Origin of the sequence: Streptomyces sp. MK7 (assembly GCF_032658145.1) — a bacterium.
Classification (GTDB): domain Bacteria; phylum Actinomycetota; class Actinomycetes; order Streptomycetales; family Streptomycetaceae; genus Streptomyces; species Streptomyces spiralis.
Genome location: NZ_JAVACL010000082.1, coordinates 1 through 16304 on the forward strand (window position 1 = coordinate 1; position 16304 = coordinate 16304).

Annotated in this window: 16 protein-coding genes and 3 pseudogenes; 12 read left to right on the top strand and 7 right to left on the bottom strand. The window is 68.8% G+C overall.

From position 1 onward, the window contains the following. The coding region (locus R2S09_RS38650; protein WP_316745885.1) for a TetR family transcriptional regulator C-terminal domain-containing protein at positions 1-635 on the bottom strand (635 nt) is incomplete at its 3' end. A 147-nt stretch (positions 636-782) separates the two neighbouring features. Between R2S09_RS38650 and R2S09_RS38655 the strand changes: the two genes are divergently transcribed. The 7 genes and pseudogenes from R2S09_RS38655 to R2S09_RS38680 all read left to right on the top strand — a co-directional run bounded on the left by R2S09_RS38655 (position 783) and on the right by R2S09_RS38680 (position 5558). After that, on the top strand, positions 783-1331 hold the full coding sequence (locus tag R2S09_RS38655) for a carboxymuconolactone decarboxylase family protein (RefSeq protein WP_306193141.1): 549 nt from the start codon (positions 783-785) through the stop codon (positions 1329-1331). Between the two features lie 90 nt (positions 1332-1421). Then, the gene (locus tag R2S09_RS38660; RefSeq protein ID WP_316745887.1) at positions 1422-2321 is read left to right on the top strand and encodes an NADP-dependent oxidoreductase; all 900 of its coding nucleotides are present in this window, start codon (positions 1422-1424) and stop codon (positions 2319-2321) included. 386 nt (positions 2322-2707) lie between these two features. Continuing rightward, positions 2708-3172 carry a pyridoxamine 5'-phosphate oxidase family protein gene (locus R2S09_RS38665; RefSeq protein WP_306193137.1) on the top strand — a complete coding sequence of 155 codons (465 nt, stop codon included), beginning with the start codon at positions 2708-2710 and terminating at the stop codon, positions 3170-3172. 97 nt (positions 3173-3269) lie between these two features. Further along, a complete protein-coding gene (locus tag R2S09_RS38670) occupies positions 3270-3563 on the top strand; it encodes a hypothetical protein (protein WP_316745889.1) in 294 nt (97 codons plus the stop codon). 42 nt (positions 3564-3605) lie between these two features. Further along, positions 3606-3689, top strand: a pseudogene (locus R2S09_RS40855) (carboxymuconolactone decarboxylase family protein); the annotation flags it as partial. 144 nt (positions 3690-3833) lie between these two features. Next, positions 3834-3977, top strand: coding sequence for a hypothetical protein (locus tag R2S09_RS38675; protein WP_316745890.1), 144 nt, complete (start codon positions 3834-3836; stop codon positions 3975-3977). 117 nt (positions 3978-4094) lie between these two features. Then, positions 4095-5558: an NAD(P)/FAD-dependent oxidoreductase gene (locus R2S09_RS38680; protein ID WP_306193131.1), complete on the top strand. Its 1464-nt coding sequence runs from the start codon at positions 4095-4097 to the stop codon at positions 5556-5558. Positions 5559-6054: 496 nt separating this feature from the next. Here the strand turns inward: R2S09_RS38680 and R2S09_RS38685 are convergent, their stop codons facing one another. The 3 genes and pseudogenes from R2S09_RS38685 to R2S09_RS38695 form a co-directional block, all read right to left on the bottom strand. After that, positions 6055-6546 (bottom strand): hypothetical protein, encoded by a 492-nt coding sequence (locus R2S09_RS38685; RefSeq protein WP_316745899.1) that lies wholly within the window; start codon positions 6544-6546, stop codon positions 6055-6057. A gap of 184 nt (positions 6547-6730) precedes the next feature. Beyond that, positions 6731-6841, bottom strand: a pseudogene (locus R2S09_RS38690) (site-specific integrase); the annotation flags it as partial. A gap of 586 nt (positions 6842-7427) precedes the next feature. Further along, positions 7428-8012 carry a hypothetical protein gene (locus tag R2S09_RS38695; RefSeq protein WP_316745891.1) on the bottom strand — a complete coding sequence of 195 codons (585 nt, stop codon included), beginning with the start codon at positions 8010-8012 and terminating at the stop codon, positions 7428-7430. Positions 8013-8623: 611 nt separating this feature from the next. Here R2S09_RS38695 and R2S09_RS40860 point away from each other — a divergent pair. Then, positions 8624-8968: a 3'-5' exonuclease gene (locus R2S09_RS40860; RefSeq protein ID WP_399145641.1), complete on the top strand. Its 345-nt coding sequence runs from the start codon at positions 8624-8626 to the stop codon at positions 8966-8968. 77 nt (positions 8969-9045) lie between these two features. Here the strand turns inward: R2S09_RS40860 and R2S09_RS38700 are convergent, their stop codons facing one another. After that, positions 9046-9237 carry a hypothetical protein gene (locus tag R2S09_RS38700; RefSeq protein ID WP_316745892.1) on the bottom strand — a complete coding sequence of 64 codons (192 nt, stop codon included), beginning with the start codon at positions 9235-9237 and terminating at the stop codon, positions 9046-9048. Positions 9238-9461: 224 nt separating this feature from the next. Here R2S09_RS38700 and R2S09_RS38705 point away from each other — a divergent pair, with 224 nt between their 5' ends. The 3 genes from R2S09_RS38705 to R2S09_RS38715 are packed head-to-tail and all read left to right on the top strand — an operon-like array spanning position 9462 to position 12400. After that, a complete protein-coding gene (locus tag R2S09_RS38705) occupies positions 9462-10325 on the top strand; it encodes a hypothetical protein (RefSeq protein WP_316745893.1) in 864 nt (287 codons plus the stop codon). Then, on the top strand, positions 10322-12034 hold the full coding sequence (locus R2S09_RS38710; protein WP_316745894.1) for an SsgA family sporulation/cell division regulator: 1713 nt from the start codon (positions 10322-10324) through the stop codon (positions 12032-12034). The genes R2S09_RS38705 and R2S09_RS38710 overlap by 4 nt, the downstream gene beginning before the upstream one ends. Positions 12035-12082: 48 nt before the next feature. Further along, positions 12083-12400: a helix-turn-helix transcriptional regulator gene (locus R2S09_RS38715; protein ID WP_316745895.1), complete on the top strand. Its 318-nt coding sequence runs from the start codon at positions 12083-12085 to the stop codon at positions 12398-12400. A gap of 587 nt (positions 12401-12987) precedes the next feature. Here R2S09_RS38715 and R2S09_RS38720 read toward each other — a convergent pair. Both R2S09_RS38720 and R2S09_RS38725 read right to left on the bottom strand, forming a co-directional pair. Beyond that, the gene (locus tag R2S09_RS38720) at positions 12988-14535 is read right to left on the bottom strand and encodes a TerD family protein (protein ID WP_316745896.1); all 1548 of its coding nucleotides are present in this window, start codon (positions 14533-14535) and stop codon (positions 12988-12990) included. Between the two features lie 454 nt (positions 14536-14989). After that, positions 14990-15454, bottom strand: coding sequence for a DUF3761 domain-containing protein (locus R2S09_RS38725; RefSeq protein ID WP_316745897.1), 465 nt, complete (start codon positions 15452-15454; stop codon positions 14990-14992). Between the two features lie 452 nt (positions 15455-15906). Here R2S09_RS38725 and R2S09_RS38730 point away from each other — a divergent pair. Beyond that, a pseudogene (locus R2S09_RS38730) lies at positions 15907-16302 on the top strand (transposase); the annotation flags it as partial. Positions 16303-16304 lie beyond the last annotated feature (2 nt).

Genomic DNA, 16304 nt, shown 5'->3' on the forward strand with positions numbered 1-16304 from the left:
CAGGCCAGGGAGCACGTCAAGAAGGTCTGCACGTAATCGATCGCTGCCTGCAACGCGTCCTTGAGCGGGGTGATGTCCCGAGCGACCTGGGCGAGGAGGCTGCCGCCCTGGAATGCGGAAAGCAGCAGATTGGCCAGCTGCGTCGGATCCGCGTCAGTGCTGATGCGGCCGAGTTGCTGCATGTGCTGCAGCCCGTCGCGGAAGATGTCCCGCCACTGATCGAACGCACTCGCGAGCTCATCGTGAACGTCAAGGTCGGTCTTGATGATCTCGCTCGCGAGGGAGCCGAGGCTGCAGCCTTCCTGGTAGGCGCGCTCGTAGCCGACGTAGAAATCCGCCCACTCCCGAAATGCGTCGAGATCGTTGAAGGAGGCGAATCGCTTATCGCGATGGAATGCGAGGACGCGATCGGCCTGCCAGGCGATGACCGCCAGGACGAGGCTCTCCTTGGTCGGGAAGTAGTGGTTGAGCTGTGACCCGCTGACGCCGGCTGCGCGACGGAGCTGCTCGTTGTTCGTCGCGTGGACACCCTTCGTGTAGATGAGCTCCGCGGCATGCTCCAGGATCCGGGCACGCGTCGCCTGGCCCTTGTCCGTGAGCTTGCGAGGCACCCGAGCCCGTGTCGTGGCTTCCATGCGTCGCACGATACCGCGGGGTGGGCTTGACAGCCCAGTTTCGGGTGGTGTTAGCTCTGGGGAGTGGGCCGCCAAGCCCAGAAAATGCTCGGCCCGACCTGGGCTCGGCGACCACTCGCACACCTACCTACCGGAGGTTGATCCGTTATGTCGCGACTGAACTCTCCCTCTCTCGACGACGTCCCCGCGGGTGCACGAGGCATCCTCGACAACTTTGGCGCGCAGCTCGGCTTCGTCCCGAACATGTTCAAGACCATCGCGTCGAACCCGACCGTTCTTGACGCCGTCGTGACGCTGCAGAGCACCATGAGTCGCGTTCTGGACGCGAAGACGCGGCACACCATCGCGCTCGCGGTCTCGGAGGCCAACGGTTGCGGTTACTGCCTGGCGATTCACACGTACGTGTCGTCCGAACTCAGCGGGATGTCGAGCGACGACATCGACCTGGCTCGCGCCGGGAGCTCGGTCGACCCCAAGCGCGCCGCAGTCGCTCGCTTCGCTCAGCGGGTGGTCGAGAGCCGCGGGCAAGTCAGCGACGCAGACCTCGCGGCTGTGCGCGGCGCCGGCTACACCGACCCGCAGATCTTGGCGATCGTCACGGTCGCGGTGCAGGCCCTGCTGACCAACTTCCTCAACAACGTCAACCAGACCGACATCGACATCCCCTCCGCCAGCTCGGCCGATATGCCCAGCTGACGCCGAAACCCCAGAGTGAAGATATGGCGGCCGGCCTGTACCTACCGTCGGCCGGACCGAGTGAAGGGATTGATCATGAAGGCTAGCGGAGTGTCCGGACCCGATGCGGACGTCGTCCTCCTGGAGGTGCCTGAGCCGTCGGCTCCTGATGCTGGTCAGCTTCTGCTGGAGGTGGAGGCGGCCGGTGTCGGTCCGTGGGATCGGTTGCTGAACGGTGCGGGCTGGGATGTGGGGCTGCGTCCGCCGGCGGCGCTGGGTGTGGAGGGCGTGGGCCGGGTTGTGGCTGTGGGTCCCGATGTCGAGGGCTTCGCTGTCGGTGACCGGGTGCTTGCGCATGAGGCCCCCTTGCCCGGGGGCAGCGGCTTCTGGGCTGAGCGGGTGCTGATCACTGCGGCCAGTGCTGCGATCTGCCCGGCGGGGCTGGATCCGGCGCAGGCGGGGGCGCTGCCGGTTGCCGGGCTCACGGCGTACCAGTCGCTGGAGGCGCTGGGGCTCGGCCGGGGGCAGCGGCTTCTGATCACCAATGGTGGTGGGGCGACCGGTGTGCTGGCGTTGCAGATTGCTGCTGCTCGGGGGATCGAGGTGACGGTGACGGCGTCCGCTTCGGCCGCTGAGCGCCTGCGTGGTCTGGGTGCGCTGGAGGTTGTCGACTATCACGACTCGGATTGGGCGGGTCGGGTTCGTGGTGGGTTCGATGGTGCGCTGATCGCCGCTGGTGGTACGGCGCGGGCCGCGCTGTCGCTGGTGCGGGACGGTGGGCGTCTGGTGTCGCTGACCTCGGACGCGCCGGCGGGGGAGCGTGGTATCACCAGTACGGACCTCTACGTCCGGCCTGATGCCGCTCAGCTTGCCCATCTGGCGGAGGCGGTCGTGGAGGGAAAGCTGAAGCAGAACGTGGAAGCGCTCCCGCTCAGTGAGGGGCCGGCTGCTTTCGCCCGGGTGTCCGCCGGGCAGGCCGGCGGCAAGAAGCTCGTGCTCGTGCTGACCTGAGCACGCCCACGACGGGGTGCCGTCCCGTCCTGACACCGACTCATGGCACCGGCCGTACCCACCAGGCGCGGGGCACATCAGGCGGTCGGGCCGGCTCACGGTGGCACCGTGCACCGTGGGGGAGGGGGCGCCGACCGCTGGTCGGGCTCCGGGCTCCGGGACACGGTCCCCGGAACGGCCGTCCGCGCGGATGTGATCACTGACCGGGGTGTCGGCGGACACGGGCGCCCAACGCGATCGGGGAGGGCGCGCAACAGCGCGGAGCGAGCGCCGGGGCTTCGGCGGACCAGGCCATCGGCCTGTTGTGGGGCGCACTCGAAAAGGTCTGCGTCGTGACGGCCCAGGAGGGCGGAGCACGCAGACGTTGCAGGAAAGGTTGAGGAGCGATGGGAATAATCACTGAGGACATGCGGCAGATCGTCACCAGCGCCAAGCTGGCGTTCGTTGCGACGGTCTGCGAGGACGGCTCTCCGAACCTCTCGCCGAAGGGGTCCGTGCGCGTCTACGACGACGATCACCTGGTATTCATGAACATGGCCTCGCCCAACACGGTGGAGAACCTGCGGCGCAATCCGCGGGTTGAGGTCAACGTGATCGACTTCCTGCTCCGGCGGGGGTATCGCTTCAAGGGAACGGCCGAGATCCGCGGGGAAGGCGACCCGGTGTACGACTGGTCCCGCCAGTGGGTGCTGAACACCCACGGCGATCCCATCTACCCGTGCCACGAGGCCGTACTGATCAGGGTGGACCGGGCGCTGCCGGTGGACTCTCCCGCATACACGTTCGGGCACGCGAACGAGGACGACCTGAAGCACGAGTGGGCCGCCAACTACGGTGTGACATACCTTTGATGACACATCGGGGCGTCTGTTACGCAGGGCCGGCCGCAGACCGTGGTCTGCGGCCGGCCGGCCGTCGAGGTACGAGGGTCCGCTGAGGGGCTCGGCGGTGGACGCGGCCAGGGTGCGGATCCGCAAGCTCTTGCGGGAGACGCCGACGATGCCGGCGACGGTGATTGTGGAGCGGATCGGCCGGCAGCGGGGGATGACGATCCTCAAGGAACGTGTTGCGCGTGAGCTCGGACCGGCGTGTTCGCCGGTGGACCCGGTGTCCCGGACGACGCATCGGCCGGGCGAGCCGGCCCAGTGTGACCTGTGGTTCTTCGAGGCGGACATCCCGCTCGGCCATGGGCGGACGGGCCGGCTGCCGGTCTGGGTGATGGTGTCCGGCTGCTCATGGTGATCGCCGGGAGGATGCTGCCCTCGCGGCGGACCGAAGACCCTGATCCCGGCCCCGGTCGCGGAACGGCTGGCGATAGCCACCGCAGAGTACAACAATTGCACGTACTGCCTCTCCGCCCACACCTACATAGGGGCGCGCGTCGCCAAGGTCGGCGCCGGGGGACTGGAACGTGCCCGCCACGCGGAGTCCGCCGACCCCCACGCCGCCGCACCGTCGGACCTGTCCCACGCGATTGCCCGCGGCCGCGGCCACATCGGTGAGACGCGGTTCATGGCTGCCCGGGCCGTGGGCGTCACCGACGCCGAGATCGCCGAGGTCGCGGGCAATCTGGCGTTGAACATCCTCACGAACTTCAACGTCCTTGCCGATACCGACACCGAATGGCCGGTCGTCACCCCGCGCACCGACGCCTGACCGACGCGCCCTGGCCTGGTCGGGGAGCCGCCGCCCAGGCCCGACCGAGCAGCCCGACGGGCAGCATCACCACCGCCTCGACCGTCGTCAGGCACTCCCAGGAACGCGAGGAAGAACATGAGCGAATCGCACGAAAACCGGACAGGAGTGCCTTACGATGTGGTCGTGCTGGGCGCAGGCCCGGCCGGTGCGAACGTCGCCGACCGCGCCCGCGCCGCCGACCTCTCCGTAGCGGTCGTGGAACGGGAACTGGTCGGCGGTGACTGCGCGTACTGGGCGTGCGTGCCCAGTAAGGCGCTGCTGCGGCCGGTCATCGCGCTCGCCGACGCGCGGCGCGTGGACGGTGCCCGGCAGGCTGTCACCGGTCGGGTCGACACCGATGGCGTCTTCGCCCGTCGCAACCGCTCTGTCTCCGACTGGGACGACACCAGACAGGCTCTGTTCCTCAAGTCCATCGGAGCCGACCTCTTCCGTGGCCACGGCCGTCTCGACGGGCCCCGACGCGTCAGCGTCACCCGTGACGACGGTGCCCGGCAGACCCTCACGGCCCGGCACGCAGTGGCCATCGCCACCGGAAGCCGGCCGGCGTTGCCCGACATCCCGGGCATCGCCGAGGCCCGCCCCTGGACGAGCCGGCAGGGCACCGAATCCAGCACCGTGCCCACTCGCCTCGCCATCATCGGCGGCGGCGGAGTCGGCATCGAGATGGCCCCCCTCTGGCAGGGCCTCGGCTCCCAGGTCACCCTGCTCGCCCGACACCGCCTGATCCCCCGCATGGAACCCTTCGCCGGCGAACTGGTCGCCCAGGGACTGAGCGAGGCGGGCGTGGACGTGCGGATCGGCGTGCAGGTGACCGCCCTGCGCCGTCCGGACCCGCAGGGACCGGTCACCCTCACTCTCGACGACGGCGGCGAGCTGGAGGCCGACGAGCTCCTGGTCGCCACCGGCCGCACCCCGGCCACCGACGATATCGGCCTGGACACGGTGGGTCTCACCCCCGGCTCGTGGCTGGACGTGGACACCACCTGCCTGGTGCAGGGTGTCGACGGCCACTGGCTGTATGCCCTCGGCGACGTCAACCACCGTGCCCTGCTCACCCACCAGGGCAAGTACCAAGGCCGGACCGCAGGCGACGCCATCGGCGCCCGCGCCGCCGGCCGCCCGCTCGACCAGACGCCCTGGGGCGACCACGCCACCACCGCCGATCAGCACGCCGTACCCCAGGTCTTCTTCAGCGACCCCGAGGCGGCCGCGGTGGGCCTGAGCGCCGAACAGGCGGAGCGCGCCGGGTACCGCATCAAGACCGTCGACCTCGACTTCAACGCCGCCCAGGGCGCCAACCTGTACGCCGACGGCTACCAGGGCCACGCTCGGCTGGTCGTCGACCTCGACCGGGAAGTCCTCCTCGGGGCGACCTTCGTCGGCCCCGGCGTCAGCGAGCTCCTGCACTCGGCAACCGTCGCGGTCGCCGGCGAGGTCCCGCTCAAACGGCTCAGGCACGCGATCGCCCCCTTCCCCACCGTCAGCGAGATCTGGCTCTTCCTCCTCGCCGCCTACCAGCACGATCAGCAGACGCCGTAGGCCACCGCCACCTGACACCCCCGCCTCCAGTTGTGAGTCTCATGGAAGTTGAGGTGTGCAGCCGTCTGTGAACTGCGGTCCAGCAGATGTAGTGAGACGGTTCGGAGGGGCTATGGCGGGACGAGTGGCCGTGTGAGCTGCGATGCAGCAAGTTGGATGAGACTCCTGCGGATACAGCGAGAACCCCTGTGCAGTCAGCGGTCTCCAGCCGGCCGAGGCGCAAGCCGGGCTGGTCACGTCCGCTGGAGTGGCTGTCGATACACCACTCCAGCGGAGCAGACCGGGCCGAGGGGCCATTCGGCCTGCACCTTGTGGGACAGGTGGCAGATCGCGCACGACCGCGGTCGGCGTTCGTGGCAGCCCGGGCACAGCGGCTTCTCGGACGGCGCCCCCAGCCGGGGGTGCACGCGGGTTCAACGCGCCGGAACGGAGGATGAGTGGGTCGCCTGCCTTGCGGGCCTCGGCCGAAGGGGGCGTGGCGTGTGCGTGCGCCAGTTCACATTTGGTTGCGCCCGGTGGCGCGTGCCGGCGCGGTTCGCGGGCTCACCGGGTTTCGCCGCCTGCCAGACGGCCGCAGCACGTCGGCGGGGACGAGGCCCACCAGTCCTGAGCCGACGATCGGGGCGGTCACTCCCGAGCTCGTGGTGGCGATCCATTCGGCCGCCATCCGGCTCCGCTCCACTCCCGATGCCGCCGCGGGACTCGCGTTCCACCGCTGCTGCCAGGAGGCGCCGGGAAACTGCTGGAGCCAGCCGAGGATCTGCCGTGCGCCGGTGATCCGGCACCACTGGGTGTGCCGCACCGCCTCCCGCAGCGGCGAGGACTCCAGACGGCTGACGATGTCGTCGATGCCCGGCTGTGTGGCCGGCCAGACCTCCGCCACCGGCTGCGGCGGGAACCGCTTCGTCACCGATTTGAGGGCCTCGCCCGACAGCCGTGCATTCCTTGTTGCGGGCCCGGTGACGGCCTGATCGGTGCGGGCCGTCACCGGGACGCTCCGAACAGGGTGCGCAAGCTCTCCGGGCGGTAGCAGGGTGCCGGCGCACGGTGGGACGCTGAGCTGCGGCGTTCCGCCGGGCGTGATGGGCGCGGATGGTCTCGATCACCTCGTTGTCCCCCGCTTGCAGGTAGATCTGCGTGGTGGACAGGGGCGCGTGCGCGAGCACCCACTGCACGTCCGCCAGCGACACCTTCGGGTCCCGGGCCATCCGGTAGGCCGCGGTGTGGCGCAGGTCGTGCAGCGTCCAGTTCGACCCGAGCAGATCGTTCGCCCGGTTGAACATCGCCCGGGCCGCGTCGTACTTCAACGGCCGCCAGGGCCGTCGCAGCGTCCACCACAACAACAGGGCCCTGCCTTGCGGGACACCGTCCCGATGGTTCTCCTCCTGGTAGAGGCGCAGCCGGACGAACGCATCGGCAGAACAAGGAAGTTGCTGGTAGGCGCGGGTTCCCTTCCACCGAGCACCTGCTCGCCGGGCAGAGCATCACCGTCGTAAACCCAGGTGGAGCCTGGCCTTTTGGCGCGGGTGAAGAGGAGGTGAACACCGCGCTGAACCAGCATGGCACGCCAGGCGCCGCACCAGCCCAGCAACATCGACTCCTTCTCCGACGATCGCGAAGAAGGACGTGTCGGCGACCGCGCCGGGCCCGTCTGGGTTCCGGCTCAACTTTTGTGAAGCGGCCACTGTGAGTGACGGCACTGGTGATAGCGGACGGCTCACGAAGTCGCCCGAAAATGAGCCGTCGTCAAAGCGGTTGGGCCGTGCATCGGGGCCGTGAAGAGGTTGTGCTTCGGCAGGGTCGGGTCCCAGCTCCTCAGGAAACGGGTTCCGTTGGTCCGGCAAGACGTTCCGATCGTGTCCCTCGCGGCTACAGCCGCCTGATTGACTGGCCGAGAATGCGTTCGATGCGTTTCACCAGGCGTGCGTTGAGTTGAGCCCGGGCTGCTCTCGCCGAGGTGACCGCGTGGGCCAGCTCGGTACAGATTTCGCGGCGCTCGTCAGAGCCGACGTCACCGCCGCCGAGCCGCAGGATCGTTGCCCGTACCTGGCCTGTCCCCGCAGCGAGCAATTCCAGGACAAGGCCCGGCGAGTAACCCTCTTCGGCAGGGCCCAAGCCAACCCACACGCCGTCCACGGCAGCGGCATAAGCAGCTGAGGCTGCCTCCCGCTCAAGTGAACTGATGGTCTCGTCGAACCGCTCGATATCGACGGGACGGCCTGCTTCAAGGTCCTGAACGGTGCGTTCGAGGGTGTCCTGCCAAGCACGTCCGGTGCTCCGGATCTGAATGATCCGTTCAACCTCTTCGCCGGCCCGTCTCCGTGCTTCTGCCTCCTTCTGTTCCCTGGAGGAGCCTCGCTGTACAAGAAGAGGGCCCAACACCGCCGCTCCCGCGCCGATCAGTGCCCCTCCGACGGCTCCCACCGCGCCGTACACCGCACCCATATCCGCCATGACGGCACTGTGCCCACCTGGTGTGCCGTTGCGTCGGCACACGGCCGGAAACCAGCGACGCACTTGCCGCACAGAGATGCAAAAGAGTCGGGTTATCGATCACACGCAGTGATCGCACACACAAGGTGAGTCAGAAGCCCCGTCTGGCCCCACCAGCGGAAACAGCCACCAGGCTCGGACAGGGGGGCAACTCTTGGCACACCCCTTGGTGCAACGGTGGGGAGCATCCGTCCAAGCAAGGGTGGGAGCATCCAAGGAAGCAACCCGCCCGGCGCCCCTGGACGTACAGGAGCAAGCCCCCGGCGAGCGCCCGTCACCTGGCCGGGCAAGCCAAGTCCCGAGTGTGGGCAGGCCTGTGCGTCGATGGAGCCACCGCGCCGGGCAAACCCGGCAAGGCCAGCGGACTGAACAACCGGCGGGCAGGTGGCAGCGGCCGCTGCAGGCCTGTCACGAGGCCGCGCCGGAAGCCTCCTTGCCCTCCTCGGTTTCGTACCGCTGGCGGGCCTCGTTGACGGCGCGCTGCCGGCTGCGCGGCGCACCGCCGTGCTCACGCGCCAGCCGCGCGGCCGGCCCGCGGCTGTGACCGGTCCAAGGGCCTTGCCCTGCAGGACCTGGCTCAGGGCGAAGAGGTCATCGGGAAGATCCTCCTCACCACCTGTCGCTCAGCCAGAGGCCGCGAGTTCGACACCGTGATCCTCCCCGGGCTGCGCAACGGCATCATCCCGCGCAACGTTAAAGACCCCGGGAAGTGGCGCCGGCCCAGCGCGAAGGAACTCGCCGAACAGCGGCGCACGTTTTACGTTGCCTTGACTCGCGCCGAGAGCATACTGCACTTGATCTATGGCCCCGGCTACCACACCAAGAACGGCTATTGGCGTCCGGACGGACCCTCGGACTTCCTGATTGAGATGTACAGGCGCCTTCCGGCAACGGACTCGTCGGAGCGACAGACGTGAAGAACACCCCGCGCGGGACCGACGGCCGCCCGATTTGCAGTCCCACCTGAATGGTGGCCGCCCCGGCCCCACCGTGTTCAGGCGATGATCGTGTGGAAGAACAGGACGGCGGCTGCGAAGGCGCCGCCGCCGGCAAGGATGCCGCTGGCGATGGCTCCGCCGGCCAGGACGGTCAGCGCGCCTGCGCCGAGGGCGGTGAGGATGCCCAGCAGCAGGATGATCGCGGTGCGCAGGGTGAGCAGCGGCCGCGGGTTGGGGTTGTTCACCATCAACTCCCGTGCGGTGAAAGGAGAACCACCAGCGTTTGGCGGGCGGTGCGGTCGTTGATGCTGTAGCGGGCGCGGAACCATCTCCCCCGTGTGACGTGAATCACATAAGGGATTGGGAAATTTTCGCCCGGTGGCCGGGGGGAGATGCGCGGAGCGTGCCTAGGACCCTGTGTGTCAGGGTCCGTTGGCCTCATCCGGGGCCGTGGTGATGCGAGGGAGCGAATGTGCCGGAGGAATTCAGGGAGGAACTCGCTCCCGACCGTGAGTTGCACGCCGACGACCCAGAGCAGACGGAGCTTAACTCCGGCAGTCTGCTGAGCCTCGAGGCCGACCTGGCCCGGGGAGCGGGGGTAGGGGAGAACGCTCAAGCGCGGGCGGCGCGCCTGGAAGCGGATCAGCGGCTCGTGGACATCCTGCGCCGCGACGGCTTCCAGGGCCCCCGCTATGACAAAGCCGCTGCCGGCTGGTGGAGCTACGGCTGGCGCATCATGGTCAAGTGGACGCGCACCGGCGAAGTCTTCCACCGTTCTCGTCAGGCAGGCCGACCCGTCCCCGCCGACATGATCACCACCACGTGGAGCAAGGACGACCGCTACCAGGTGGCCACCGACTCCGCGATCGGGGGCATGGAACTGTTCCGCGAGCACGCGCTGATCCAGGGCAAGTGGACCCCGCGGGGCGGCGCCAGCCTCACCACCTATCTCGTCGGCGCTGCCGTCCGGTCCTTCCGCCCGGCCTATACGGCATGGTTCCGCTGCCACCAGATGGGGCAAGCCGAGCTGGACACCAGCCCCAGTCCGCGGACGGCTGACGAACCGCAGCGTGACATCCCCGACCAGCGGGCCATCGACCCCTACTACGCCGCCGCCACATACGACGAACTCGCGCGGATCCTGCCCCACATCACCGACCCGCAGGTGCGTGAAGGACTCGGCTGGCGAGCCCTGGGCTACACCCAAGCCGAGGCCGCCGAGCGGATCGGCCTGACGGAAAAAGCACTGGAACGCCGCCTCAGCCGAACTCGCGCCAGGATCGTGATGATCACCTGTCTGGGTGTGCCCGAACTCGGGGAAGGGGGAGCACGATGACCGTCCGGAAGGACGCCACGAAGGACAACATCGCTGCGACCGAAGAAGAGGACTTCGACGCGCTGCTCAGCGCTTCCAGCCTGGGTTCCCCCCACGTTGTGGCCGAGACCGAGCCCATTCCCGCTGATGTCCGTCGCCGCCTGTCTGAGGCGGCCGCCCGCCCGGCCCAGCAGCCGGACGAGTCCGCGGAGCAGGATGAGGCCGACTGTGCGGCCGACCACGCCGCTGGAACCACCGCATACGCCGTCTTCGTGCTTGGAGAATCGGCCTGTCTCGATCGTCTCAGGGCCGGCATGCACCGCCCGACCGTCGCTCTGCTGGGCACTCCCTGTTCAGGCAAGACCGCCAGCATGCCGGCCCTGTTTTACCTGCTGCACGGGCAGTCCCTGGAGGGTGTTCTCCCGGCTCGCCCTGATGGCCCGACGCCGTGGTCGGACATGCTGCGGGAACGGATTGGCTGGCTGCGAGATTGCATCGCCGAGCGCGAGTCGCAGGCCAGGCCGGTGACGGAGAACACGCTGGCTCCCTGGTGGGCGCTCGGTCGCAGTACTGCTTGGGACCAGACCGCCTCCGTCTTCTGCTCCCGCACCACCACGACCGCCGCCCCCATGCGGCCACTGCTTGACGCGCTGGCCGAATCGCTGGCGTGCCCCGCACCTTTGCCACATGAGTCCCCCATCCAGCCGGCGCACATGGCCGAACTCCTCGCCTGGAGGCCTGCAGCCCCGCAATGGGTTGCAGACAGGGAGCGGCCTCATCGGCATCGGATCGGCCTGGAAGCCTTTGCCTTGTGTGCTGGCACCGATTCCCCTCCGGGGCAGAGCCATACACAGGCGGGATCCATGAAGCCGAGGGGAATGGTGTGCAGTCTGCTGACTGCGGTACAGCCGTGGAACGCACTGGCGCGCCGCCAGTTTGAGGCTGACCAGGGGATGCCTGAATGGCTTCTCGCCTCTCGCAGTGCTCCTATGGTCCCGACTGTGCCCATGGTCTCGTTGATGCGGCCTTCCTGCAGCTTGATGCATGAGTCGTTCGATGACGGCAGGCCGGGATGGCTCGATGGCCTGTTGCTCGTCAGTCATCTCCCCGCTCTGTGGCGGCCGATGACCGGCAGCGATCACCCTGCACCTGGCATGTCCGGCGAGAGCACTGTCTGGGAGCAGCGCCTGCCTGATGGCCGGAGCGCAACACGGCGCACCGAACAGGACCAGGTCACAGCACAGTTGCCGGGAAGGTGGACTGAGGAAGCGGAGGACGGCCCGGTTCAGCATGCTCGGCTGGAGATGGCAGTGCACCGGGAGGAGAGTGATGTCGGCGGGATGGTGCCGGTACGGCTGACCTATCGGCTCACTGATCCTTACGCCGTTGAAGCTGTCTTTTACCCCGACGGGCCCGGTAAGCCGGTGTGGACCTTCGCCCGTGATCTGCTGATCGAGGGACTGGAAGACAGCGCAGGAGAAGGCGATGTCATCGTGTGGAGCCCTCCTCAGCGATCCGCTACGTCCGAGGGCCGCCGCACCTTCATCCGGCTGAGCTCGCCGGAAGGAACGGCTCTGCTGTCTGCGCCGCGCGACGAACTGAAGGACTTCCTCGAACAGACGCAGCATCTTTGTGCCGCGGGTACGGAGCACCTCCACCTCAGGCACGCACTGGACACTCTCGAAAGCGAACTGGGAGAGTTCACCTGCCCCGGATTCAAGGACCTCTAGGAAACTCGTACAGAGGCTATATAGAGTACGAGTATGGGTATGCCGCGTATGACCCTGCAGACCCAGCTGGTGTTGCAGGCGTTGTGGGAGGATCCCGAACAACAGTGTTACGGCCTGCAGCTGTGCCACCTGGCCGGATTGCCGTCGGGCACGATCTACCCGATCCTCGCCCGTCTGGAACAGATCGGCTGGGTGGACAGCGCCTGGGAAGACCCCGCCCTACACGAGGAAGCCGGCCGTCCGCGCCGCCGGTTCTACCGCATTACTCACGACGGTGCAGAGCAGGCCCGCGAGGCTCTCGCGCGCGCCTACCGGTCGCGTAAGCAGCCCCTGCCGGGCTGGGCGATCTTTCGGCCCGGCAGCTAATGGGGGAGTGGCACCAGCGAGTGGTGGGCTTGAGCATCGTCTCCTGACGGCTGTCGTCCGCCAACGAGTGTGGCGCCTCGAACGTTGGGCGCCCCGCGAGGGAAACGTCGGGCCAGTTGCCGTTCGCAGCGGGAGCGTGTTGCCGGCCGTCTGGACACGGACTGCGACGCGGCGCTGCGGGAACTGACAGCAACGCTGATCACCGTGTGCGATCGATACGTGCACGGGCGGGTCGGGGCGCTTCTGGACGAGGAGGCGCTGGCCGGCCTGGAACCGGCAAGGGACTGGGAATGGCTACGGGTGGTAGCGGCCTGCCGGCCGGTGCCGGGGCTGCCGGGGGCGTCTCCTTCCTTCCCCTACCGGATGCCGGGCAGCCCTACGTGATCGGAGCAGCTGCAGCTGCCGCATTCATACTCCCCTACACCGAGCACCCGGCCGACTCCTTGGAGCTGCGGGACCGTCTCGGCAGAACTGGAGCCTGACCCGTGTGCCGTGCGCTGTCTGCGGTTGAGCACCCGTGCTCTTCGGAGCCGGAGGCAGAAAGGCACACGTCTTTGGCCAGGCCCGGGCGGGCGGACGCTGACTGGCTATGTGATGTTGACGCCGTGGGCGCGGGCGAGTGCGTCGAGGCCGTCGGCCCAGCCTTGGCCGATCGCGCGGAGTTTCCAGACGGGCTGGCCGTTGGTGGTGTGCCGGTATAGCTCGGCGATGACCATGGCGCGAATGTCGGGGTCGGCGGGCGGCTGGAAGGTCCACGCGGCCTCGGTGACGCAGTCCATATACAGGGCTGCGTGAGTGAGGGCGCCGCAGGTCAGGCCGGAGTCGACGTCCATGTTGACGGCGATCGTGACGCGCTGGATGTGGGCGGGCAAGGCGGCGAGGTGGAGGGCTGCGCGTTCGACGGTGTGCGGGCCGTCGGCCTGCTTGCCCAGCAGGCGGGCCGCGCCCTGGGCGGCGGAGGGCTGGTTGTAGAAGATGAAGTCCTCATCGCAGGTGACCTGGCCGCCCGTGTCAGTCAGGAAGAGAGTGAGGTCGGCGTCGGCGCCGGCCGAGCCGAAGGTGATGCGCAGTTCTTGCCAGGCCTCCTCGGGCAGCACCAGGTTCTGTCCGGGCGCGAGGGCGGTCGCCCGGGCGTGGCCCGGCGGGGCAGGAGGGGAGGTCGCTGCTGCGGGAGCGGGCGGCGCTGTCGGGGCAGCGGTCTGGCTCTTCCACTCGGCGAAGGGGCGGATCCGGTAGGGATCCGGCAGGGGAGCCGAGTGCGCGGCAGGTACGTTGGCGCGCAGGTCTCCGTCGAGGCCGGCCAGGGTCGCGTCACCGGATCCGGTGTCGTCCTGGGCGTGGTCGAGGAGGCTTTGCAGACCGGGCAGCCGGCTGGTGTCCAGGGGCTTGACGGCGCTGGACAGGTTCCCGGAAGCGGTAGTGGTGACCGAGCAGGCGACGTCCTGGCCGATGTCGAGAAACCGCAGCGCGTCAGTCGTCTCCCGCCACGGGCCCGCTTCGATGGCCTGGCGCGTCCAGCGGCCGTGGGCCACGAACCCCAGACGCTGGCTATCCGGCAGGCGCGTGAGCACGGCCAGGTCAATGGCGGTGACCCCGGGAGCGACGGCGAATGCCTCCTTGAGCGTGGCAACGATGTTCGACCCCATGGAAGTGAGCCACCACAGGGTGCGGTCCCGCTTGCTCAGGGACTTGAGAGTGGGGCGCCCGCTGGGGGTGACCCCGGGCGTCTGATCGGGCAGCGAGTCGATGTCCTGCTGCCGCATCACCACGGACAGCACCGCCCCGTCGACCCCCACCGCGCAGCCCGCGGCAGCGTTATCGGAGAAGGCGTAATTGACCGCCTCGCACACGGTCTCCTCGTCGTTGGCGTTCAGGGCCTGCCACCACTGACCGGCCCCGGCGGCCAACCCGCCGTGGACGGCGTGCAGGCGGGCCTCCTCGGCGGCCAGGTAGGCGGGGGCGTCTGCCTCGGCTCTCCGCTTGGCCGCCGCCCGCTCGGCGCGGGCGAAGAGTCCCAGCCCTGCCAGGTGGTGGGCTTGGGCCTCTGCCAGGGCCCAGGCCAGGCTCAGTTGCGGAGGCCCCGGCACCACAGGCGGCTGGGCCGGCGTGAAGGATTGCAGGTGGACGCTGGTCATCTGCCGCCGCAGCTCCTTCAACTGGGCGATCGCCGCATCACGTTCCGCCTCCTGCTGGGCCCGCTCGGCCTGCCGGCGAGCACGCTCCAGCTGCGCCGCTGACGGTGCAGCGGCCCGCGAGCGGGTCGCATGGCTCGTGCTGGTACGGCGGCGCCCTCCGCCCAGGGAACTGGAGGCGTAGAACGGGCCCACTCCCGAAGAGATCCGCGTACCGCCGCTGCCCATACTGATGCGCGCAGCGCGGGGCCCCAAGGAAGTGCGAACGCCCCGGGTCGAGACCCGCACGCTCATCCCCGGCACACCCACACGAAAGCCGAAAGCCATGGTTCCTCTCCGTTCTCGCTTCCACGACCTGGCCGCGTTCGGAACGGCACCACCCGGAAGGACCGGCGAGCCGACGGGCCCGCCGTGCTGCCCCATTCCCCCGACCGCAGCCGCAGCGCCGCGACGCCTGCTACCTGTAGAAGACGGCGACACCGCCGTGATGGGAGCAGGCGCCCTGGTGATGAGCGGCGTAGCTGTAGGTGCCGTCATTGCACAAGGCGGTGGCCCCTGCCGAATCAGACGCGCCGCCGGAGCTCGATGAGCCGCCCGACGACGAGCCACCGCTGCCACTCCCCGAGGAACCGGTACTTGACTCGTGCGTGGCCGCCGACGCCGGCTTGGCCGTCTTGGTCACGGTGACCGTCGGGGCCGGCGCTGCCGACTTCGTCACGGTGACCGCCGGGGCCGGCGTTGCCGTCTCCGTGGCGGTGGCGGTGGCGCTGACGGTGGCGGTGGCGGTGGCGGTGACCGTAGGGCGCGGTGCGGGACTGGCCGCGCTGGAACTACCACCCCCGAACGCGGCACCGACCGCGAGCAGCACGAAACCGCCCACCCACACGCGCTTGCGCTTGTGCAACGGGCGAATATCAGGCATGCGGACAGGCTCAGGCGGACGGACGGCCCACGGCCCGGGCTGGTACTGACTCACGCGACGATCCCCCCACGACGGACACCCGGACACACGCCACGGGACAGTCGAACACTTTACAAAACCTCCCCATAAACCGCGCAAGCTCCGTGCGTACGCTGGATGCTGGCGGTGCCTCCGAAACCCCGATGCGTAGGTGTCCCGGAGGCGGACTTCGTACGACCGGCGTGGATCCGCAGCCCGCAGACCGTTTCCCGCCTGGGTGGTGTCAGCCATCCGTACCTCATGCCTCACCTGCCCGCCCCTGCGAGTAGGCGAGGCTGTGGCGCTGCAGAGATGCAAGAGGCGGTGGCGTCCACTGCTCGCGCCATGTGGCTGAACAGGTCAGCGAAGACGTCCGCAGCACCCGGCGCATCCCCCGCCCGTGAGCGAGGGTGTGGCGGGTGGCGAGCGTGACCGGCATTCCACTCGCCGCCACTCTGACCGGCGGCGATCGCAACGACGTCACGCAGCTGATCCCGCTGCTCGAGGCAGTTCCCCCGGTGCGGGGCAAGCGCGGCCGGCCCCGGCGCCGTCCGGACGTGGTGCTTGGCGACCGCGGCTACGATCACGACAAGTACCGCCGTCTGGTCTGGAACCTCGGCGTGAAGCCTCAGATCGCCCGACGGGGCACCGAACACGGCTCCGGGCTCGGCACCCAACGTTGGGTCGCTGAGCGTACGTTCGCTCACCTGCACTGGTTCCGTCGCCTGCGGATCCGCTGGGAGATCCGCGACGACATTCACGAAGCCTTCCTCAGCCTCGCTTGCGGCATCATCTGCTGGCGGCGGCTGAAGAAGCTTCAGCCGCGTTAACC